This is a genomic window from Bacillus sp. BP-3, from assembly GCF_028401955.1.
GTDB lineage: Bacteria > Bacillota > Bacilli > Bacillales > Bacillaceae_G > Bacillus_A.
The window spans coordinates 39,178-63,322 of the sequence record NZ_JAQOTJ010000007.1 but is presented as its reverse complement, the minus strand read 5'-3'; the positions used below and the strand labels follow the sequence as shown (position 1 = coordinate 63,322).

Sequence of the window (24,145 nt, the reverse complement as noted above, 5' to 3'; positions counted from 1 at the left end):
TCTATACATCCTTAGTGATGCCCGCCAATTATGTCATCCGAGAAGAAGATAGGCTGTTCTACGTTAATTTTAGAATTTTCTACTTTAGCTCCAGTACTTCCTTCTGAATTATCTACCACTGGCATTACACTTAACAGAACACTTAAAATAGCACCTAGAAAAATCGACTTTTTATTATTCATATTTTTCCCTCCATATCCTTTTATTGCCTTTATTATAGTTGGATATTTTGGTAATATATATATGTATTTGCGCAATATTGAGACACAATTACATCCAAATTATTCACAGAATCTCGAAAAAAATGAGCGTAGCCGGTTTTATATCAAGCTTAAAATCCTTAATTTTATTGCACTTAAAAAGTGAAAAAAGAACCCATTTCTAATAAGGTTAAAGGTACCACCAAATAACCACAGAAGGGATTCTTATAGTGGCTACTTTACTGCAATTAACACTTAACTTCAATCGTCAAATTCAAAAACTTCAGCTTGAATAAGCTGCAACAGTATACCTTGATTAACTAAAAAAACAGTTATTTTAGTCCAAGGGTGAAGTCTGTCTAAAACAATAACTGAATTGACATAATATTCAGTTTATCAGATTTATAAATGCTAATTTTCACAAAAAAACACGAAATATCATTATACTTTTAGAAAATCGATTCATTTCGGGGGACTATGAATATTTCAGGTTATATAAAGTTCATGCATTTTAATCGATGAACGAATTTATGTACGAGACAACTAGAAAACTTATAATATTGCGTCTCATACTTTCTATTTAGCTAAAAATCCCCAAAAGGAATTTCCAGCTAAATGGTGATACCAATTTTCAAATTTGCTCAAAAAACATCAGAATCTACGAAAAAATCTACCCTGTATTATATAAATGTAAATCCCTTTACTAAAAATACAATTAAATTTTTTTAATACGATCAACAATCAAATACTTAGCTAGAAGCAATATTTATAACAGGAGGTTAGTTAATGAGTAATATAGGTAATAAAATCCAATATTTCCGAAAAAAAAGCGGTTATTCTCGGCAACAGCTTTCAGAAAACATTTGTGACACTTCTACGCTATATCGCATTGAAAAAGGACTACAGTCTCCAAGATTAGATATTCTACAAAACATTTGTATAAAACTTAATATACCTATTGATTACATCATGTCCCACGAGGATGAGAGTATAGTTGAATATATCAACAAAATAAAAATGTTATGTCGCGAGAATCTATATTACCAAGATTTCATCTCTATCCAGTATCTCATTGAGGAATGCGAAGCATTCCTCAGCAATCAACAAGGCATGAAAAATAGCAAACTAGCGAAACTTACCCACTGGCTAAAAGGGATTATATTCCATAAAGTTGAACATGATCTTATAAAAGCAGAAAAAACTTTCCGGAACCTCCTTCCAAATAATAGGATTCTCACAGAAATTGATATTAATATAGCAAATTCACTTTCCCTTATACTTATAGAGCAAAAGAAGTCGATACAAGCTATTCCCGTTCTCACAAATGCGATAAATGCTTTTGAAAACCTACCATTTGTAGAGGATAAGTCCCTATTTCCAAGGGTCGGGTATAACCTAGCCCATGTGTACTACTTAAACGATCAAGAAGATTTATCCCTTGATATTGCATACCGTTTACAATACTACCTTATTTCTAATCATCTTTCTTACTCAGCCGGGGAAATTAACCATATGCTTGGAATATTACATAAAAAGAAGAACGATCTAGTTAGTGCTAAAAAGTATTTAGAAAACGCTTTATCAATATTCTTTCTTGAATCTAAAAACCAATTTATCACGCAGACCGAGCGTACACTTATGCAAGTAAATGATCAATTACAAAGAAGTAAAGACGAAACAACAGGCTCAGGTGAAATATAAGAAGAACTAGTTACATACAGACGTAAAATTACATACCAAAAAAGGGGCTGTCCCATAAGTCGGTTTCACCGACTTATGGGTGGCCCTTTTTTGCGCACAAAAAAATCGCCTTATCCTGTATAATTGTAAGTGACCAAACCAACAAAAATAGGAGGCGATTTTTTATGAGTAACCATTCAGCTACTTTCATTCATTATAACATGGGTCAATTAATTCTACCAATGGACTATAGCGAACTAATTCCAGAAGATCATGTGGTGAGAGTCATCCATGATATGGTGGAACAAGTCAGTGACGAGTTATTCTTCTCTCGTTATCAAGGTGGTGGTCGTAGTTCATATCACCCAAAAATGATGACAAAGGTAATCCTCTACGCATATACGCAAAAAATCTATTCTTGTCGTGATATTGCCAGATCATCGCGAGAACACCTACCGATGATGTGACTATCTGGGCAACAGACGCCTGTTTTTCGTACAATCAATCGCTTTCGTTCCGAACGAATGAAAGATATGATTGAACCACTTTTCACAGAATTAATCCAACTCTTATTAAAACAAAACTACATATCTATGGAGGATTACTTTTTGGATGGTACAAAAATTGAAGCGAATGCCAATAAGTATTCTTTTGTACGGAAAAAGGCGACAGACAGTTATGAAGAATTAAAAGCGAAAGCAAAACAAAGCCTTTGGTCTGACGAAGGATCACAAATCTACGCCAAGCGAAAAGCGGAGGTAGAAAGCGCATTCGGTCATATCAAGGGCAATCGATCGTTCCGTCGATTCTCGCTAAGGAGATTGACGAAAGTAACAATCGAGTTCGGGCTGGTTGCCATAGCCCACAACTTCCTCAAACAGGCGGAAAAGAACCGCTCGTTTGAGGAAGAAAGTCTAAAAAACAACAAAACAATTATAACTATTTAATTACAGGGCTGTTGTTCAACAACTTCTCTATTATTTCAATCGTATATTCAATATCTTTTTCTGTAATATGTCGATGAACAACAGCTCTTATCCGACCATAACCCATTTCAGATAAAATGATACCTCTTTCCTCAGTTTCCTTTAGAAATTTTATCCAATTATAATTTGGATCTGTTACACGAAACATCACAATATTTGTTTGTACCTCTGATGCATCAAGCTCAATTCCGGTAATATTCGCCAATCCGGTCGCCAACTTCTTCGCTCTTCTATGATCATCTTGCAAACGCAAGGTCATTGTTTGTAAAGCTACAATAGCTGGTGCTGCAATAATTCCTACTTGACGCATCCCTCCCCCTAACATTTTTCTAATCCGTCTTACCTTCTCAATATACTTATGTTTCCCAACTACTATTGAACCGATTGGTGCTGATAGTCCTTTGGATAAACAAAATTGAAGGGAGTCTGCATATTGCGCGATCTCTTTAACTTCTATACCTAAATGAACTGCTGCATTAAATACTCGTGCACCATCCATATGAACTGGGATATTTCGCTTCATAGCAAACTCTTTAATCTCTTTTAAGTATGAGAGTGGTAGTACTTTCCCGCCACAACGATTATGAGTATTCTCTAGGCATATTAATGCTGGCAACGCAAACTGTGGATCTGTTTCATCGTTAGGGAAGGCAGCCTCTAAATCAGTCAATAGAAAGCGACCATCTGGTTGTGTCTTAATTGGCTGGTACATAACACCCCCACAAATTGCAGCCCCACCTGCCTCATAAATATAAATGTCAGATTCATCCCCAACCAAAACCGCAGTCCCCCTTGGGCAATGAGCTAAGATAGAAGCAAGATTAGCCATTGTACCACTTGGCATGAAACACGCAGCTTCCATTCCTAGCATATTAGCAGCTGATTCCTCTAATTGATTAACTGTCTTGTCTTGTCCATATACATCATCACCTAGCTCAACATTTTGAATTGATTTTAGCATTTCTTCAGTAGGTAATGTTACTGTGTCACTCAAGTAATTAATCACACTCTCCACACCCCTCAACTTCTATCTTTAAGGCATTCATACATTTATCTAAAAGGAAATTTAGTTCATCTACATTTGGTGATATCCCGATTATATGCCCTATTCTTCCATAAGCATTTTGAACTTTTTGTACGGATTCTCCCAAAATCGCACGGAATTTCACCTCTTTAATTCCTAAAGTATTCTCTATTTCCTCTATACCAACAATACTTTTTATTATCCCATCTCTAGGTGGGATAATAAAACGTATCCCTGCGTATAAGAAAGGATTCTGATATACTTCCGGCGCTATCCCTGTTACAACTTTTAATTGTTCTTTTAGCAAATCTACTCCAGTCGCATACCGAATCAATTCTGGTATCATTCCTCCAGCAAGTCTGCCATTAAACTCTACTAAAAATACTTTCTCTTCCCTTACCTTAATTTCTAGATGACAAGGACCATTTTGCCAGTTTATCTTTTCTATAATTGCAGTTACGCCTCTTTCAATAACTAACCGTATATCATCAGAAACTTGCGCTGGAAATGTGTGCCCACCTTCTATAAAATACGGTTCATACCCCACAATCTTCTGAGTAACTCCAACAATATGAAACTTACCATTGTGAGCAAAAACTTCCACGCTATATTCTTGCCCAGGTACATACTCTTCCACTAGTACATTTTGTATGTTTTTTTGAGATCGAACATTATACATATTATTCAAAATTTTCTCAGTTTGATTTCTTACTTCTTCATATGAATAACACTTCAATACATTATTAGAACCACTATCATCGACAGGTTTAACAATACATGGAAATCTTATATTATCTTTTATCTCCTCTAACCTTTCAGGCGATCCAATAGTATAAAACCACAGTGGATAAATATTGCACATATCTTTTAGTAGAAGACGCATTTCTGCCTTATTTCTGCATTTTTTCACAGTATCTATAGGGTTCCCTACAAGGCCTAGTTCTTTAGCTAGGACCGCTACCGTTTCAATGTAAAATTCACTTGTTGTTGTGATACCTTTTATTTCATCTGCTTCGAATTGCGACCGAATTATTGCTCTAATACAATCTAGATTATTCGTATCACATTCTAAGATTATACATTGAGTTTCTTCTAACCCTATATACCGCTTTGGACTACTTGTAAAAAGTACAGGTGTAAAACCTAGCTCTCTTGCTTTTATCAAAGCTAACATTCCTGTTCCAGTAGTATTTGACTCAATAAATAGTAGTTTCTTCATTTATACACTTTCCTTTGTCAAAATGAAAATAAGTCCAATGGTCGACATCTTGTATACTCCCTATTTCTATCGGATTTATATTTAATTTCCCTCTATTTAGTTTATGATGTATATAAAAACTATCATCATAGATCGTATTAGCATAACGATCTCCTCTATCAGGAAAAATACAAGCAATTACCTTATCTTCCTCAACTTGTGTACTTAACCATCTGGCAACAGCATATACACTACCTGAGCTATTTCCTGCAATAATTTTCTCATGGCGTGCTAATTCCAGTGTCCAATTAAAAGCCTCTTCATCATTTAGCCAGTGTACTTCGTCAATAACTGAGTAATCAACATTTGGCGGCTTTAAACTATTACCCAATCCACTTTGAAGACGATATGGTCTGTCCTTTTGAAAAAACACTGCACTTCCTACTGCATCAACGGCCAAAACTTTCAAATCAGGATTAGTAGACTTGAGTGCTTGGGCAGTGCCACATAACGAGCCTCCACTCCCTACTGCTCCAACTAAATAATCAACCTTTCCTAAATCCTCTGTTATACCCTTAGCGAGATGATCATACGATAAAGGATTTTGAATATTTTCATACTGTTTTGGCCAATATGCTGTCGGATACTTTACAAGTAATTCCTTTAAATATCGTAATCTTGCCATTTGCCAACCACCTGTGTCTGCCATCTTCTCTACAATATGGACATGCGCTCCTAAGGCTTTAAGTTTCTTGTAAGTTAAATCATCAATTCGAGGATCTGTAACAATATGAACATCATGCCCTAAATACGTTCCAACCATTGCAAGCCCCATTGCAAGGGTACCAGAGGAGCTCTCTACAATAGGAGCGCCCTCTTTTAATAAACCTGTACGTTTTGCTTCTAAAATCATTTGTTTTGCCACACGATCCTTCATACCGTATGGATTTTGCATTTCTAATTTTGCATAAACCGCCCCGTTTCTTTTCTCACCGTTGGCACGAAGTTTTACCAAAGGCGTTAGGCCAATTAAATCAATAATAGTATCTTTCATTTCTCTCTCCTCCTTCTTGTAAGCAAGATGATGATACAGTATGGAATATCTCTGTTGGATAACCTAATTCTCTTATTTTCAACAGACCGGAGGAAATTTTTTGTGAGTAAAAAGGATCTGTTTTTGAAATTAAAATCCCTATATATGTTCCACTATGCGCTATTACAACCCCTAGTCCCCCAATCGCTTCGCAAATAGAATGCATCTTTTCAAATGTCCTTTTCGCATGAAGTTTTTGATTTAATTCGGCACTTCTGGTAGCCACTTCTCCCAATAAAGTTAAGTCTTGATTTCTTACAGATAACACCATCTGTTCTAGTAACATTTGATACTCTTGTTTTTCTTCTAAATTAAATGGCTTGGGAAGATCATTAAAAGCAACTGTATCAACTTGTCCCCCTTCATCCAATGCAATAACAGTTAACGGTGGGCAATCAGCGATTGATTCTCGAATTTTAACTTCTTTATGATAGAAAGATACTATCCCTGGGTACATTACTCCATCGGATGGTTCAATCTCGCGCAATAACATCTCTAAGATGGAAGAAGGGATATTAATTTTAAAACATGATTCAATAGCCCTTGAAACCGCAACCATATCTGCTGTAGAACTAGCAAGCCCTTTCCCTTTACTAAGTTCACTGTATATCTTGATAGACCCTCCGGCTGGTAAGCTATAAAACTGTAAAATTCGTTTTGCTATCTCTAAAGATTTTGTTTGGTTTGGTGGGTAAATGCTAAGCTCCTTTGCTTCGGGTATAGAAATAAATTCACACCGTGAGTACCGATTAATAGGAAGTGTTACCAAAAAATTTCTATCTTCTGGCAAAACACCTTGTAACAATTCTCCGAAGGTTCCACAAGCCTTCCCACTCCCTTTTTTAATGACGCTAGTTTGTTCCTTTTCTAACAATAATTGATTCGATTGTCTCATTATATAATCTCCTCACAAATAGATCCCCAGTTCTCAAGCTTATCAATTCTATTTTCAACTTTATCCATAAAGGTACATAGTTCCTTACGTAAACGCTCTTCTTCTACACATTGGCTTTTTAATATTTCTTCTACAGCATTTGGATTAGTAGAACCCTGTGTATTTTTTAAACCCAATGCTTTCTCAACATCAAATATATTTCTTAATTCCCTCAACGAAACCATATTAGAATATCCGTATTCAGAGCAAATTTCATTCAACAGTTCAACGGAAGCGTCTGCAGGAAGAATGTTAGTTTCTAAAGATTTTGTAATAAATCGTCCCGCTACAACTTGAGCTTTTCGATATGGAATATCACTCTTTTCTGTTAATATATTAGCTAGCGTAAAACCACCATAATACTCTAAGGCGCAACAGTGTTTCATATTTTCTTCTTTAAAAGAGATGTTCTCAAAAACTAAAATTAGTAAATCTAATAAACTGTCGGTTTCTTTAAATAGTGTAGATAAATTTCGACTTGCTTCCTTTGATACTTCTACCAAGTTACTGTATGGCGTATTTCGTTGGCCTATTAAAAAATCTATATGGTAGGAAATTAGATGACTCGTCTTTCCCCTAAGCCTCTCAATAACAGGAAAATTTCTCTTTTGAGGCATGGATGAAGAAATACCAGTTAACTCATCTGGTAGATCTATAAACTGGTACTCACTACTTCCCCAATGCATAATATCCGTTAGGAATCGGCTCATATTGTTAGCAAAAAATGAAATGCATCCTGCAATTTCTAATACCCACTCTCTAGATGCTACACCACTCAACGCATGACCAATATAAGATTGAAACCCCAAATCATTAGCCATTTGAATACAGTCCCATTCATACTCTTGACCGGACATTGCCCCTGACCCTAAAGGGCATTGGTTATTTATGGTATCTAATACGTCAATCATCTTATTAATTGTTCTTAATAAATGACGACTAATCGCAGTTAAGTAAAATCCTACACTTATGATTTGTGCGGATTGATAATGAGTATAGCCCGGCATAACCGTATGAATATGCTTTTTTGCTTTTTTTATCAAAAGTTGAGCAAATGAATCCATTTTCTTAGTAAGATGAATCCAATTCTCACGTGCATACATTAATTGTGCACAAGCTTGAAAATCATTACGACTTCGATCAATATGCCACTTTGTAATAGATTTATCTAGATGATGCTCTATTACTCTTTCTATACTTAACGCGATATCTGTCATATTATTACTTGAAATTTTAAGTATAGAATCCCTATCAACTCGTTCAATAGATTCCCATATTTTACAAACCTCTTCTTCAGATAAAACATCCATTTGTTTATAAGCCTTTAATAAAACCTTTTCAATATTTAAGTAGTGAGGTAAATAATTTTCTAACTCGTACTCAAATTGAGGAAACAAAATATTCTCTATATATGCCTCATGGGGTGATTTTTGAATACGCCCCGTTACTTGTGTCTGCATATTCCCTCTCTCCCTTCTAAAACATTTGTAATTATCTCGCTTATATACTCAACTTGTGGGGATAGCATCAAATTATTATGCTTCCCTTTAATAGGATAAACATATACTTTCCCCTTAGTCCTATTTTTCCAGCATTCAACATCTACTAATTCATGAGAATAACGAGAATCTATTTCTTTACAATTTAGCAAAACTAAATTTGATTGAATTGGTTCACCAAATTCATATTGATCACTTGCCATGTTGTTTGCTGCCATTACTTTTATAATTTGCTTTGCATCTTCTAACTCCGCACTTCTCGGAATTACCCCTTTCTCTTTGGCTGCCCCCAACACAATTTGATACTTTTCAATCTCACTTTTGTTATAGAGCTCATTAGCTTGAATGCCTAAACTATATGCCCACACTACTAATGGCTCTTCACGATCCAGTCTTTTCATAGACTGATCAAATGGATGTGCATCTATTAAACCAATAAATGAAATATTTTCTCCTCTTTCCTCTAGCAACCTCGCTATTTCTACAGCCAATGTTCCACCCATAGACCATCCTGCCAAACGATACGGTCCTTTAGACTGAATTTTCAGTATTTCTCCCGTGTACAACTTCGCCATGGAAAAGATACTTGTTAAAGGTTCCTTATTTGTTTCATACCCTTGTGATTGTATTCCAAATATATTTATATTCTTGGTAATACCTTTTGCTAATGGGACATAGCATAATGCGCCACCGCCACCTGGGTGAATAAGGAATAGTGGCGGTTCTGAAGAAGTGGTCTGCTTTAGTGGAAGCGTAAGAACTGTTCCTCCAGAATAACCACCCTCTTTTATATATTCAGACAATTCTTTTATTGTCTTATATTCGAATAGACAAGACAGCGGTATATGAAGATTTAATTTCTTACGAATCAATCCCATAACTTCAATAGCCTTTATACTGTGGCCACCAAGATCAAAAAAATCCTCATTTATTCCTACAGAAGTCAGGTTCAATGCCTCTCCCCAAATATCTGCTAGTTGCCGTTCCAATAAATTCTTAGCAAATATTTTTTCCTTATTAGTTAAATCGTTTCTTTCAAAAGGTAGCTTTTGCTGATCAACCTTCCCGTTTAACGTAATAGGAACTTTATCAATCCAAGATATTACTTTTGGGATCATATAATGAGGTAGAGTATTTTCAAGTCTCTCCTTTACATTATTCGCAGAAATATCCGCTCCCTCTGCACGTATGATAAATGCAAATATCTTCTTGTCTCCTTTTATTTCTTTCGTTATCACAACTGCATTTTCAATCTCTGTTTGCTTTAATAACTCGTTCTTGATTTCATCCAGTTCAATTCGAAAACCTCTTACCTTAACTTGAGAATCTTTCCTTGTAAGAAAAACAAATTGACCATTTGCTAATTGTTTAACTAAATCTCCAGTTCTATAATACAAATTACTAATCCCATTACTATTAATTGAAATAAAATTCGATTGATTTAACCTTTTGTTATTGAAATATCCCGGTGCTACACCTTTTCCCCCAATAAAAAGTTCACCTACTCCGCCTCTAGGAACATGCTGTAAATCTTCATTAAGAACAAGCAAATGATATCCAGGTAGGGCCGAACCAATAGGGGCAGAATTTTGATTGCAATTAGGTTCGCTTATCCAATATGTAGAGGCCACTGTAGCTTCCGTTGGGCCATATAGATTTACAAATGAAACTTTTTCACCCATCTTTTCATGAAATAGGCGAACCAACTGATTACTAAGCGCTTCTCCTCCCGTAAATACATAACGAAGGTTATTCTTTTCTGTGAATGAAGAAAGATCTATTAACTTCTCTATTAGACTATGGAATAATTGCGCTCTTGTAACAGACTCATTAATCATTAACTCAGCCAAATACTCAATATCAAATTGTCTATCTGGATGAGTAAGAATTAAAGTACCCCCTCCTAAAAACGTAGAAAATATTTCTGTTACTGATGCATCAAAACTATAGGTAATATTCTGCAAAACTCTCTCATCATCCCCCATAGGAAATACCTGTAGCATACCTTGAATATGATTCAGTAAGGATGCATGTGTAATTCCTATTCCTTTTGGCTTTCCTGTTGATCCAGAGGTATAAATAACATAGGCTAAATGTTCCTTCGGGTGTTGATATGGAACCCATTTGATACATTCTGTACTTCCATCTCTAAAGATTGCATTTAGAGAAAGGAATGATACATCTAATATCCCTGCTAAATCTATGCCATCAGTTATTATCATTTTAGTCCCAGAATCATCTACGATAAGTCTAATTCTTTCCTTAGGCAAAGCCGGATCAATTGGAAGGTAGGCACAACCGCATTTTAAAACACCTATTATTGTAGCGATCTGCTCTGGAGATCTCTTAAGACATATACCAATAACGTCACCGGATTGAACTCCTTGTTTTTGCAACTCATTTGCAACTTGATTAGCTCGTTCATTTAATTCCTTATACGAAAAGGAATATTTTGTACCTTTTATTGCTGTCTTGTTTGCATAATTGGCAGCCTCTTTTTCAAACAAATGATGTACAAATCTACTACAATCTAAATTCCCGCTCTCCTCAATGACCAATTCACTTTTCTCTTCCTCCGTCAACATATTTATTGCAGAAATAGATTCATCTGGTGATTTAAGAACTGCCTGAATACATGACACATAGTTTTCAAAAATCCTATCGATTGAAACCTTATCAAAAAGGTCGGTACTATATTCAATCTCTCCTGTCATATTATCGGTTTCACACGAAATGTATAAAACAAAATCAAATTTAGAAGTGCTTGTGTTAATTTTTTCATGTTCTATCAATAACTGTTGAGATAGCTTCTCTTCTTTATTTTCATGTAAGGTGAAAAGCACCTGAAATATTGGATGGTAACTTTTATCACGTTCAGGACTTACTTCCTGTACAATTTTTTCAAATGGCACATCACCATTCTCATGAGCTTGAAGAAAAGATTCAACCGTATCCTGTAATACCATTCGAAAACTTTTATTAGATTGGATAACTGTTCTAATCGGCAAGGTATTAACAAAAAAACCTATTAATTCTTGTATCTGTTTATCCTTTCTATTAGTAATAGGCGTGCCTACTACAATATCTTTCTGTCCAGAATATCTGTATAACAATATATTAAATACCGATAAAAAAAATGCGTAATATGTTGTATTATTGGTTCGACAAAACTCTTGAATATCATTAGATAAATTTTTCGGAAACGCGAATTTGTAATTATCCCCTTGATAAGAAGGTTCCTTCGGCCGAGCTCTATCTATTGGAAGATCTAAAACTAAGGGAGCGTGTTGTAAGTAATTTCGCCAAAAATTCAAACCCTCTTCTAGATTTAAACCCTCAAAACTCTTCTTTTGCCAAACTGCATAATCTGCATACTGTAATGGAAGCTCTTCCCAATCAAAATTTAACTCTTTATCGAAGTACGGATAAATCTTCAATATTTCTTTTTCCAATATATTTATAGACCAGGCATCAAATATACTATGATGTACGTTAACTAAAAGATAATGATATTCTTCGCCCAATTGAATAAGTTTAAATTTTATTAGAGGTCCCTTTACTAGATCGAATGTCTCTTTTGAAAACTCCTTCAGATATGACTCTAGAGGTTGTACCTGTTCAATCCCCTCTCTTTTAATCATTTCCAAATTAAAGTCAGGAACACTTACCGAAATTTTTTGTAATATCTCCCCATCATTTTCATAAAAGGTTGTACGTAATACTTCATGACGATTAATAATTTTTTGAAGTGTTTGCTCTAGTGCTTTTTTATTGAGTGCCCCCTTTATCTTAAAGATAAAGGGGATTGCATAAGTGGCACTGTTTGAAAACATTTGCTCAAAAAACCACATTCGGGTTTGTCCATAGGAAGCCGGAAGCATATATACTTCATTTTCAACTGGCAATTTACTCATCTCATTCACTCCCTCCATTATTCTTCAATCCTATATTTAATTCTCTCAACCCTTGTAATAGCTATATTTTTTTTCTTCTTACTATCAAGCAGATGAATTGCTATCTCTTGAATTGTTGGATGTTCAAAAACTGTTCGTAAACTAATATCATAATTTAAACGCTCCCGAACAAAGGAAATCATTTTTACAATTAATAAGGAATGTCCTCCTAATTCAAAAAAGTTATCAGTATGCTTAATGTTTTTACTAGGCAATAATTCTGACCAAATTGCTACAAGTTCTTTCTCTAACGGACACAGATTTCTCTCTTCAGACTCCGTTTTTCTTTCAACTACATATTCTAACAACTGCACTTGATCCACTTTTCCATTTTTGGTAACAGGCAACCTATCAATTTCTATAAATTGACTCGGAATCATGGCTAATGGAAGTTCTCTCATTAATTCCCTACGTAGTAGATTAAAATCAACCTTATCTTTCTCCTTAAATACTACATACGCATTGAGCCTTGTTTCTCCCATATCTTGAACATCTAAGACTAAACATTGTTTTACATTCGTTTGTTTAAGAATTACAGCAGTAATCTCATCTTTATTGATGCGGACGCCTCTTATTTTGATTTGTCCATCGTTACGCCCAATAATTTCAATTCCACCATCTAGACGAAACCTTCCCATATCACCTGTCCGATACAATTTATCCGCTGGGTGTTTTGTAAAAGTACTTTCAAAGAATGCCTCCGTTTTTTTATTAATATATCCTTTTGTACAATATGGTGTTCTAACAATAATCTCACCTGGTTCTCCCACACCACAAAGCTGCCCTCTTTCATTTAAAATCAGCAACTGTGCTTGTGGAATTGGCTTCCCTATCGGAATTACATCAAAATCTAATTCTGCCTGAACCTCAAAAAAACATTTTGCGAGCGTTGTCTCCGTTTGTCCGTAGAAATTATTTATCTGCGCATCAGTTACCTGCTGCCAAGCTTGGACTAAATTAGCTTGTAACCGTTCACCAGCAAAGAAAATATGTCGTAATTCATTTAAATATTCTCCTTTAGCTGAATGATCTAACCAAATCCTTGAAAGAGATGGCACTGCATGGAGTAATGTTATATCCTTCCTCTGTAACCATCCAAGGATATTTGTCTCTTCCTCTAATGGGATACAAAGAGTTGCTCCACTTGTTAAAGGCAAAAATATATCTCTTAGATATACATCAAAAGCTACATGTGTTAATTGGGCAGTGCGATCTTTCGGAGTTACTTGAAATTGTGTCTTTTGCCATTGTAAAAATTGCGCTAAACCATTATGTGTTCCTAATATTCCCTTTGGCTCACCAGTTGTACCTGATGTAAAGAAAATATATGCATCTTCACTTGTACAATTAGAATGAATAGCCATGTCCGGCTCTTCAGTCGATAAAGGAATCATATCCGTTCTAACTATCGACATTCCGAGCTCGTTAGCAATTTTCTCATGTTCTGCTGACATTGGTTCAGTAGCTAAAATACATTTTGCTTGTGCTATCTCTAACATTTGTTTCATTCTTTGCACTGGTACCTGATGATCAATATTAAGAAAAATAGAATTTGCCTGAAGAACTCCTAAAATAGAGGCAATCATTTCAAAACTTCTTTTTCCATATACAGCCACCACTGTCTCAGCCTTTACATCCTTGCTTAAAAGTGCTCTGGCAATTTGTAGAGATCTATGTTGCAAATTGCCATACGTATATTGAACATCTCCTTCCTCGACAGCTACATGATGTGGCATAATTAAAGCCCATTGTTCAATACTATTAATAACGGTCTGAAATTTTTCTTCCCTCAGCTGCTCTGTTGGGTCCGGTAGTAATACTCTGGCCTGAGGAGTGATTAAAGAAAAATCCCCTACTAGTCCTGATGAAATTTGCAGCGTCTGTTCCAGAAGATAAACATACTGATTAAGTAACTCTTCCATTCTCTCTATAGAGAACATATCATTTTGGAAAGCCAAGCTAATATTAAAGTGTTCCAAAGTTTCTTCAATATAGAGTGTCATAAAGAACTTCGATTCAATGGAATCTACAACAACCTCTTGTACCTCCAAATCCCCTAGCCTGTAAGTTTTCTCTTCTTCAAAATTCCTATAATTTATTAGGACATCAAATAGTGGATTTCTACTTAAGTTCCGATCAGGTTGAACCTCTTCAACAATCTTCTCAAACGAGATATCTTGATTCTCAAAAGCCTCTATAACAACTTCCTTCATCTGTTGTAATAACTCAAGGTATGTTATATCTTCTTTGATATCAGCTTTCAATGGTAAGGTATTTAAATATAGTCCAACTGAACTTGATAGCTCTTCTAATTTCCGATTTATAACTGGCGTTCCTACAATTATTTCTTTTTGTCCTGACTGCTTACCCAATAACATATTAAATGCAGTCAAAAAATACATAAATGTTGTTACCTTTTGTTCTCTACTAAATGACCTGATTCTCTTTGAGAGTTTTCTATCGAGCACCTTATGAATCGTATAATTTTTCTGTTTAAGGTCATTTACTTGTTTATCTATCGGTAATTGTAGCAAAGGGATAGGACCAGCTAATTTTTCTTTCCAATATAAAACTTGCTCCTTATAATCCTGTTCTTTTTGCTGTTTCATTTGCCAAACAGCATAATCTGGATACTGAGTTGGCTCTTCTATTAACAATTTCATTTCACCCATGTAAAGACGAAGGAGTTCATCTTTTAAAACAGTCAATGACCAACCGTCACATATAATGTGGTGAAATACTAGAATTAATGTATCTTCCTTACGGCTTCTCACTAAACTTCCTCTCACTAAAGGAGCCTGTGATAGATTAAATGTTTGCTGTAATTCCTCTTGAATAATCCCTTGCAAATCACTTCCTTCTAGATATTTTTTCTGTAAGGAAATACTTACTTGAGGTAGTACTCTTTGATATGGAACTCCTTCTTTCTCGACAAATACCGTTCTCAGAGATTCATGTCTAGCTATGAGTTGATTAATACAATGATTCAACCTTATCTCATCTACTAAGCCACTAAATTTCAATACAAGAGGCATATTGTATTTAGTGTCATGATTTAATTTATTTAGAAACCAAATCCGCTTTTGAGCGTCTGATACAGGAATTGGTTTACTTCGATCAACCTTATGGATAGGGTTTTTACGTGCACCTATTTCACATCTCCCTTGAACCTTACTACTTATTCCCTCTATAGTAGGGTTCTCAAATAGCATCTTAACCTGCATATTAGTGTTAAATTCTCTATTAATATCCGCTATAATTTGTACAGCAAGTAGCGAATGGCCCCCTAGTTCAAAGAAGTTGTCCTGAATACCAATTCGTTCTAGCCCTAATCTTCGAATCCAAATACTCTCCATCTTCCTCTCAGCTTGAGTTCTTGGCATTATAAATTGAGAGTTAATTACTAAATGTTCCTTTGAAGGATCTGGAAGGTTATTTCGCTCAATCTTACCATTTGCATTAAGTGGAAAATCTTCTAACTCCACATAGTAACTTGGTACCATATAATCAGGAAGGACTTGTTGCAATTCTTGCTTTATAAACCAAGGATCCGTATTACCTTGTTCCATTGTGTAATATGCTACTAGATGCTGAATATCAGAATCCATCTTCTTTACTATCACTACTGCTTCTTTTATACTCTTTAACATTCTCAGGGTGTTTTCAATTTCTCCAAGTTCAATACGCATACCTCTCAGTTTAATCTGATTATCCTCTCGGCCAACGAACATAATATTTCCATTGGATTGCAAATATCCTCTATCCCCTGTCCGATACATAGATTCTCCTGGATAGAAAGGATCTGAAATAAAAGCCTCTGCTGTTCGTTCAGGATTATTCAGGTACCCTCTAGCTAAACCAATACCGGCAATGTATAAATCACCCACAGTTCCGAGAGGAACTGGCTTCAAGTAACGATCAAGCACATAAACACGGTTATTATCGATCGCTTTACCTACTGAAGAAATTTCTGAAAATTGATTACAAACTGGTTGGCAATCAAAGCACGTAGAATCAATTGATACCTCTGTTGCTCCCCATGAATTAAATAGATTACCTGGCATTTTTTTATAAAACTCATTAATAAGCTCCACTTTTAAAGCTTCACCACTTGAGACAACTATTCTTAAATTGGATAATAATAATTTTTGTTCTGGTGTAATCAAATCCAGCACCATTTGTAGCATGCTAGGGACAAATTGTAACACCGAAACCTTATAATGAATTGCATAATGTATGATACTACTAGGGTCCTTATGTGTATCTTTTGGAATAAGCGCAATAGTTCCACCAACCATCAACGGCCAAAAAAATTCTACTGCAGCATCATCAAATGTCAAAGTAGTCTTTTGTAGAACCACCTCTTTCCCCTTTAACTGATGCTTATTTTGCATCCAGTTCATTCTATTTACCCATCCTTTATGTGTACTACTGACTCCTTTCGGCTTTCCAGTAGATCCTGATGTATAGTATACGGATACAAGATGATCGTGATTTAACGTAACATGCGGCTTGGTATCTGGAAAATTATCGAAATTACTTTCAAGCAAAGAAAACTCCATGTATTCAATGCCTGGACTTTGTAAAGCTACCCGTGATTTCTGTGTTAAACATAGCGATACATTGGCATCGCTAAGTATCGAATACACACGATTTTCTGGAAGTTCCGTGTCAATTGGAAGATACGCTCCACCCGCCTTTAGAATTCCTAACATTGCCACAACAAGTTCTAAAGAACGATCAATTCGTAGCCCAACTGGTGTATCCGGCTTAACTCCTTTATCCTTGAGAAAATGAGCCAGTTTGTTAGCTTTCTCATTCAGCTCCCTATATGTTAGTTGCTGCCCCTCATACTTCACTGCAATGTATTCAGGTGTACGTACTGCTTGTTGCTCAAAAAGTTCATGCAAACAAACAGTAGGAAACTTATTCTTTGTAGGATTAAACCCTTTAATTAAAAGTTCTTCTTCTTGTTTTGTAAGTAATGAAAGCTGCTCCACAGGAAAATCAGAATAATTAATAACAGCAGAAAGTAAATTTAAAAAGACATTTGTAAAACGTTCAATCGCTTCTTCACTAAAAACATCAGTTCGATATTCCCACTTTCCATAATAGCCATTAACGTCCTTCTCAATAAATAAAGTCAAATCAAATTTAGCTGTTCCGTTATGAATAAGTACTGGTTCACTAACATTTAAATGTGGAACTTCTACTAATGAAGGAGAAAAATCCTGAAAAGCAAACATATATTGAAATAATGGTGTTTGGTGTACAGATCGCTGAGGTTGAACCTCCTCTACAACCTGTTCAAACGGTACATCACTATTAGAAAATGCTTCAATTGATGATTTTCGAACAATCTGTAATATATCCTCAAATGACATCCCCTCTTCAATTCTATTGCGAATAACTAACGTATTAACAAAGAAACCTATTAACTCCTCCAATTTTGGATGATTACGACCAGCGACAGGTATTCCTACAGCCAAGTCATTCTCAGAAGAGAGACGATATAGGAAAATCTTGTATAGAGAGAGCATAGCCATAAATAATGTACTTTTTTGTTTTTTACATATTCGCTCTAATTGAACTATTAATTTATGTGGGAATCTAAACGTATTTATATTCCCTTCATAATTACCAGAGGGGATTTTTCTCTGGTCTGCAGCTAATTGAATAATAGGTGCCTCAGTAGATAATTTTTCTTTCCAATAAGTCAGTTGCTTCTTATATAAAGGGCTATTTGTCAAATTATTCTGCCAAGCAATATAATCACTGTATTGAATTCTCTCTTCTTTATTAAGCATTTTTGAATCAATACTTTTTTTATAGTATTCAAATAATTCTGTTTTAAAAACATTATGAGACCAGCCATCTGAGATAATATGATGCATATTAAAATATAAAATATGTCGTTTTTTATTAATTTTAAATAGTTTAAAGCGATATAATAGATCTATCTCAAGGTTAAATGGAATAGCAGCATCATCTTTCATTTCCTTTATTGCTTCTATCATTCCATTTTCTTCACCATGTGCAGATAAATCAATCACATTCAAAACACAATTTTTATTAAAATTAATTATCTGATACGGTACTCCATCTCCCGAAAAGAAATTACTTCTTAAAATCTCCTGTCGTTGTATTACCTCATTTAAACCTTTTTCCAACGACTTAACATGTAAGTCTCCCTCGATCTCTATATAATTCGGCAAACTATATAAAGAATTTAAACCTTCTAGTTCATTAATAAACCACAGTCTTTTTTGTGAATATGAAAGATTCATACGGGTATTAGATGTGACACTTGGAATTAATTCTATCTGCTCTGAATCAGATTTTTGCTCTTCAATAAATTCACTAATCTTACGAACAGTTGGATATTCAAATAGATGTTGCAATGTTATAAAAATATTTAAATCTTCTTTTATCCGAGCAGCAAACCTTGCGGCAAACAAAGAGTTCCCCCCTATGTTGATAAACGATTCATTAAGGCCTACCTTGTCCAACTTAAGAAGTTCTCCCCATAAATTAGCGATAAATTTCTCTGTAGTAGTTACAGGCTTTTCACTTTCTTCAATAATGCGTAAGATTTTTGGATTCGGTAGATCGTTTCGATTTATCTTTCCATTAAGGGATAAAGGTAAGGTTTTTAGTTGAACAAAAAACGATGGGACCATGTGTTCAGGAAGTAACTTTCCAACATCTATTCTCGTCTCCTCTTCATTCCATTCTTTCCCTTCAACTAACGTTATATAAGCTGATAAGTATGTATGATTCTCTTCATAAAACGTAGCTACAACGCACTGTTTAATATGGGGAAGGCGCTCAATAATAGCTTCGATTTCCCCCAATTCAATTCTTATACCACGAATTTTAACCTGAAAATCGCTTCTTCCCACATATTCAATTGCACCATCGTGACGAAATCTACAAATATCACCAGTTTTATATAACTTTCCTCCATCTTTGAATGGATTCTTAATAAACCTTTCATCTGTCAACTCCGGCTTGTTATAGTATCCTTTAGCAACACCTATTCCACCAATATACAGTTCACCATTAATTCCTGTTTCCTCAATGGGTACCTTATTCTCGTCCAGTATATAAAGCTGAATATTACTAATAGGGTATCCAATCGGTACCATCTTTCCTGATTCTAGTCCATCACATTTCCAATGAGAAACATCAATAGCTGCTTCAGTTGGTCCATATAGATTATGGAGTTCTACTTTTCCCATTTTCAGAAAAAATGTTTGTTCCATCGACTTAGTTAGTGCTTCTCCACTACAGATAACTCTTTTTAAAGACGTTTGATGTTGTTTTGATTCCCAAGCATCTAAAAAGATTTGTAGCATAGATGGTACAAAGTGAACCGTTGTGATTTGATACTCCTCAATCACTTTCATAAGATAATTTGGGTCTTTGTGCCCTTCTGGTTTTGCTATTACTAGAGTTGCCCCAGAAAGCAATGGCCAGAAAAACTCCCATACCGAAACATCAAAACTGTAAGGCGTTTTTTGCAAAATACGGTCCATGTCTCCTAAGGAAAATTCTTTTTGCATCCACTGAAGACGATTATTAAGAGCAGCATGTGTATTCATTACACCTTTAGGATTACCGGTCGAACCGGATGTATATATGATATACATTAAATTTTCGGGTTTTACTGATGACTTAGGGTTGATTTTAATTTGATTCTCCAGTTCTTCACATTGGTCTAAAAAAATACATTTTTCTTGATTTAAAGATGATATAAATAATTCATTCTTATCTTTTGTCGAAATAATAAATGATGGCCTAGAATCCTCAAGCATATACTCCAACCTTTGTTTTGGGTATGACGGATCCAAAGGTATATACGCACCTCCAGCCTTCAAAATCCCTAATAATGCAACTACCAAGTCTAAAGAACGTTCCATGCACACTCCCACTGGTGCTTCAAGTTCTAAATCCTTTTGAATTAAAAGGTTAGCCAATTGGTTTGCTCTTTCATTCAGTTGTTTATAAGAAAGAGCTTCTCCTTCAAAAATAACCGCTGTTCTTTCAGGCGTTAATTCAACTTGTTTCTCAATTAGCTCATGGATGCATAAATCCATGTTCAAAAAACTTTCTACGTTATTCTCTCTAGTTCTTCTTGCTATTCTGTTCATTTAATCCCCCTTGTTTTATCCATTATATTTTTTTACAACAAGACAAGCGTTATGTCCGCCAAATCCAAATGAATTACTCATTACTGCATTAACCTTGTGTACTTGCGCCTCATTAGGCACATAGTTTAAATCCATCCCTTCATCCGGTTCCGTATAATTAATTGTTGGAGGAACAATATCATTTTGTAGAGCTAGAATACTCGCAATTAACTCCACAGCCCCGGCACCTCCAAGCAGGTGACCAGTCATAGACTTAATAGAACTAACTGGAACTAACTTAGCGTGATCCCCCATCAATTTTTTGATAGCCATTGTTTCAATATAATCATTAAGTCTCGTACTTGTTCCATGAGCATTGATATAGTCTAAATCATTCGGTTTCAAGCCAGCTTCTTTTAGCGCAAGTTTCATTGCCATTAGTATCCCTTCACCTTTACTATCTGGCGCTGTCATATGATAAGCATCTGTCGTCGTTCCATATCCAGCCAATTCGGCTAATATCGTCGCTCCTCTTCTCTTAGCAAACTCCTCCGATTCCAGAACTAACACGCCTCCTCCTGCACCAATTACAAAGCCATCTCTATTTTTATCAAATGGTCGACTCGCTTCTTGAGGAGCATCATTCCTAGTAGAAAGCGCCTTAATTTTGGAGAAAGAGGCTACATCAATTGGAGTAAAGTCCCCTTCTGTCCCCCCAACAATCATGACATCAGCCTCATCATGCTTTATGGCTCGCATTCCTTCACCAATACAAGTGGCTGCAGTTGCACAAGCAGTTACAAATGCTCCACTCTTTGCCTTTGCACCTACGCGAATAGCAATTTCATTTGATGTAGCATTAATTGTCATTCCTGATGCTAAGTAAGCACTTATACCTCTTGGCCCTTTCTCCAAGAATTTCTTATAATTTTTCATGAGCATATGCATACCACCTGCCCCTGAACCTACCATAGTCCCAATACGGTATGGATTAATTTTACCTATAGGTAATTTTGCTCCTTCAACAGCTTGCCTTGCAGCTATTACCCCATATTGTGCAAACTTATCCATACGATTAATCTCTTTAGAATTAAAGTAGAGTCTTGGATCAAATCCCTTCACTTCTGCACCTATTTTTGTTGTATAACCTTCTGTATCAAAAGAGCTTATATACGCTACTCCACTTACACCACGGAGCACATTATGCCAAAAGGATTCCACATCATTGCCAATTGGCGTAATGACGCCCATACCTGTTACTACTACACGCTTCCCCATTGATAATCTCCTTTACTTTGAATTAAATATTATTCTACAAAGCTGTACGTATAACCACATCCGTATTCTCCGCAACCTTTAAAAAATAGAAAACTGTAGTAATAACAAAGATTTTGACTCAATATTCAAAAAGAAAAAAACAACAAATGGCACAAGTACTGAGCCTTTGAAATGATAGCTCTTTCACGAAAAGGGGCAACCATTTGAATTCTATACTAGAAAATTCAAACTAGACGTAATGGTATATCCTCAAACGCTATCAAGTACTTCTCTATTTAAAAAGACTACATTACGTTCATACACCTTAGCCGTACAACAAAATTTTAGAAACATGTGACGTAAAAAGCAGTCTCTCTTGCAAAGAAAACTGCCTTGATCACGCCTATATTGAACTTAACTCCTCAAAACGAATAGTTTGTAACTATGACAAGTGAGCTCAGAATTTAAGTTAAAACAAATCATTAAAGATTATATTTACTATAATTAAGATCCATTTCAATCTAAGCTCAATCAGTTTGTCACTCAAGTATCAACGTACGCTGACTGCATAATTTTTTTATGTTATCTACTAAAAAGTAAAATCACACTCCCCTTTTTCTTAATTATTTATCGCATGTACAACTTCTATTTGATTAATAATTCCTTTAATGAAAGGAACATACTTTTCTTTATCAAAACGTGATTCTAAGTGTTCTTCTAAATGGTTTTCTTGGATATCTCCTTCTGTTTTCACACGAATAACTGGATGAATATGAACACTTTGAGAAGCGTCACCTGGAACACGTGGAATGTTTAAAGTTTCCTGAAACTTATGAATATCTCCATACTCAAGGGTTACAAATACAAATACTTCACCTTCTTCTACTTCCATACCTTCGAATTCATGTGATGTACGATGCCCCATTTCTTTCCACTGACCATTCTTATTTTGTAATAATAGTCCCACTAAGGCAGGCTGAAGCCATAATTCTCCTGAATTATTCAATTCATCCAAAATTAGCTCTACTATACAACCTTCCACAGGCTTGGTTCTCGTTTCAGCTATGCCTAATTTTTCAGTTAGATGGTGAGCAAGAATTTTAGAATTATAACGGAAACCATGGATGAAACCACTTGTAGATGTACTTTTATAATCCAAACCATGTGTTTGTACTCCTGCAAAATATAAATTTTCAACTTCAGTAGATTCAAATACTCCATTAATAGAAGGAAATTTCTTATGAAGAATATTAATCTTAAAATCTTGAATAAGTGATTCTATATTTGCTTCAAATCCAGTTGCAGCAACAATCTCATTGAAAAATAATTTCTCTACTTCGCCATTGGCATGTACGTATGCTACAGTCACGTCAAATCCGCCTTCTACTTTTTCAATTTTCTGAATGTAACAATCAAGTAGAGCCGCCTGATGTTTTAATTGATAATTCTCTGCAATAATAGAATTTACAGCTCGAAGATTACCAACATAATGTGTTTGATAAGCTAATTTTGCCGGAGTTGGACTAGCTAACATAATAACATTTGCTTCATTTAAAATATCTAATGCACTTTCACTGCCACTATTTCCTTTTCCAATAATTAACACCCTTTTATCACGGTAATATTCTTTTGGTTTCATATCTTCATACATTGTAACCATCTCAATACCTTCAACCTCAGGCTTACTCGGCTTTAGTCCCGTCGCCACAACAACTGTACGACTTAAAAATATTCCTTTTGTCGTTTCCACTTCAAATAAACCCTGGTCGTTCTTTTTTGTCCCTGTCCATTGAGTATCATATTGAACCGGTAACTCATACTTACGTACTAAATCCCCTAACATTTGAACGACAGTTTCTCGACGGGGATAAAAGTCCACGCTATAATTACGCATTAAAATATCTTTATCTTTTGTAATTAAGCTATTCCAATCGAAGCGTTCTGCATAACGACTCTTATAAGGCTTCCCTGAATATAACTTATTGTTACTGATTAAATTACCATGAACTGGGAATTTACTAAATGAATGTCCCACCTCATGAGCGGCTTCAAGAACTACCATATTAGGCTCTTTTCCTTGTTCTATACATAATTCTTTATAAGTTAATGCCAATTGTATGCCACCAGGTCCCCCACCAATAATTACTACATCGTGAATAAGTTTATTCATTTCCAACAACTCCTATATA

General features: G+C 35.2%; 11 protein-coding genes and 1 pseudogene. 2 read left to right on the top strand and 10 right to left on the bottom strand.

The genetic code is table 11. The features are described from left to right. Nucleotides 1-11 precede the first annotated feature (11 nt). The gene (locus PLX19_RS13005) at nt 12-182 is read right to left on the bottom strand and encodes a hypothetical protein (protein ID WP_272189064.1); all 171 of its coding nucleotides are present in this window, start codon (nt 180-182) and stop codon (nt 12-14) included. An 804-nt stretch (nt 183-986) separates the two neighbouring features. Between PLX19_RS13005 and PLX19_RS13000 the strand changes: the two genes are divergently transcribed. Both PLX19_RS13000 and PLX19_RS26210 read left to right on the top strand, forming a co-directional pair. After that, nucleotides 987-1,901 (top strand): helix-turn-helix domain-containing protein, encoded by a 915-nt coding sequence (locus PLX19_RS13000; RefSeq protein WP_272189063.1) that lies wholly within the window; start codon nt 987-989, stop codon nt 1,899-1,901. Nucleotides 1,902-2,065: 164 nt separating this feature from the next. After that, nucleotides 2,066-2,827, top strand: a pseudogene (locus PLX19_RS26210) (transposase). On the opposite strand, the gene ltaE reads toward PLX19_RS26210, so the two are convergent. The 9 genes from ltaE to PLX19_RS12950 all read right to left on the bottom strand — a co-directional run bounded on the left by ltaE (nt 2,820) and on the right by PLX19_RS12950 (nt 24,126). Beyond that, the gene (ltaE, locus tag PLX19_RS12990) at nt 2,820-3,881 is read right to left on the bottom strand and encodes a low-specificity L-threonine aldolase (protein WP_272189062.1); all 1,062 of its coding nucleotides are present in this window, start codon (nt 3,879-3,881) and stop codon (nt 2,820-2,822) included. The pseudogene PLX19_RS26210 and the gene ltaE sit on opposite strands and share 8 nt — an antisense overlap. Next, on the bottom strand, nt 3,865-5,109 hold the full coding sequence (locus PLX19_RS12985) for an ATP-grasp domain-containing protein (protein ID WP_272189061.1): 1,245 nt from the start codon (nt 5,107-5,109) through the stop codon (nt 3,865-3,867). The genes ltaE and PLX19_RS12985 overlap by 17 nt, the downstream gene beginning before the upstream one ends. Then, the gene (locus tag PLX19_RS12980; protein WP_272189060.1) at nt 5,087-6,142 is read right to left on the bottom strand and encodes a PLP-dependent cysteine synthase family protein; all 1,056 of its coding nucleotides are present in this window, start codon (nt 6,140-6,142) and stop codon (nt 5,087-5,089) included. Before PLX19_RS12980 ends, PLX19_RS12985 begins: the two co-directional genes overlap by 23 nt. Beyond that, nucleotides 6,123-7,076 (bottom strand): GHMP family kinase ATP-binding protein, encoded by a 954-nt coding sequence (locus PLX19_RS12975; RefSeq protein ID WP_272189059.1) that lies wholly within the window; start codon nt 7,074-7,076, stop codon nt 6,123-6,125. The genes PLX19_RS12980 and PLX19_RS12975 overlap by 20 nt, the downstream gene beginning before the upstream one ends. Then, the gene (locus PLX19_RS12970) at nt 7,076-8,575 is read right to left on the bottom strand and encodes an argininosuccinate lyase (protein ID WP_272189058.1); all 1,500 of its coding nucleotides are present in this window, start codon (nt 8,573-8,575) and stop codon (nt 7,076-7,078) included. Before PLX19_RS12970 ends, PLX19_RS12975 begins: the two co-directional genes overlap by 1 nt. Beyond that, nucleotides 8,560-12,528, bottom strand: a complete 3,969-nt coding sequence (locus PLX19_RS12965; RefSeq protein WP_272189057.1) for a non-ribosomal peptide synthetase — start codon at nt 12,526-12,528, stop codon at nt 8,560-8,562. Before PLX19_RS12965 ends, PLX19_RS12970 begins: the two co-directional genes overlap by 16 nt. 17 nt (nt 12,529-12,545) lie before the next feature. Further along, entirely contained in the window at nt 12,546-20,720 is an 8,175-nt protein-coding gene (locus PLX19_RS12960; RefSeq protein ID WP_272189056.1) for a non-ribosomal peptide synthetase, read from the bottom strand. Between the two features lie 15 nt (nt 20,721-20,735). Then, entirely contained in the window at nt 20,736-21,977 is a 1,242-nt protein-coding gene (gene fabF / locus PLX19_RS12955) for a beta-ketoacyl-ACP synthase II (protein ID WP_272189055.1), read from the bottom strand. Between the two features lie 598 nt (nt 21,978-22,575). Continuing rightward, nucleotides 22,576-24,126 (bottom strand): NAD(P)-binding domain-containing protein, encoded by a 1,551-nt coding sequence (locus PLX19_RS12950; protein WP_272189054.1) that lies wholly within the window; start codon nt 24,124-24,126, stop codon nt 22,576-22,578. Nucleotides 24,127-24,145: the final 19 nt, after the last annotated feature.

What these genes read in the sequence shown, in the direction of transcription:
- PLX19_RS12980 (WP_272189060.1), bottom strand. Translation starts at nt 6,142, where the DNA reads ATGAAAGATACTATTATTGATTTAATTGGCCTAACGCCTTTGGTAAAA.
- PLX19_RS12950 (WP_272189054.1), bottom strand. Translation starts at nt 24,126, where the DNA reads ATGAATAAACTTATTCACGATGTAGTAATTATTGGTGGGGGACCTGGT.
- PLX19_RS12965 (WP_272189057.1), bottom strand. Translation starts at nt 12,528, where the DNA reads ATGAGTAAATTGCCAGTTGAAAATGAAGTATATATGCTTCCGGCTTCC.
- PLX19_RS12960 (WP_272189056.1), bottom strand. Translation starts at nt 20,720, where the DNA reads ATGAACAGAATAGCAAGAAGAACTAGAGAGAATAACGTAGAAAGTTTT.
- PLX19_RS12970 (WP_272189058.1), bottom strand. Translation starts at nt 8,575, where the DNA reads ATGCAGACACAAGTAACGGGGCGTATTCAAAAATCACCCCATGAGGCA.
- PLX19_RS12985 (WP_272189061.1), bottom strand. Translation starts at nt 5,109, where the DNA reads ATGAAGAAACTACTATTTATTGAGTCAAATACTACTGGAACAGGAATG.
- PLX19_RS12975 (WP_272189059.1), bottom strand. Translation starts at nt 7,076, where the DNA reads ATGAGACAATCGAATCAATTATTGTTAGAAAAGGAACAAACTAGCGTC.
- PLX19_RS13005 (WP_272189064.1), bottom strand. Translation starts at nt 182, where the DNA reads ATGAATAATAAAAAGTCGATTTTTCTAGGTGCTATTTTAAGTGTTCTG.
- PLX19_RS13000 (WP_272189063.1), top strand. Translation starts at nt 987, where the DNA reads ATGAGTAATATAGGTAATAAAATCCAATATTTCCGAAAAAAAAGCGGT.
- fabF (WP_272189055.1), bottom strand. Translation starts at nt 21,977, where the DNA reads ATGGGGAAGCGTGTAGTAGTAACAGGTATGGGCGTCATTACGCCAATT.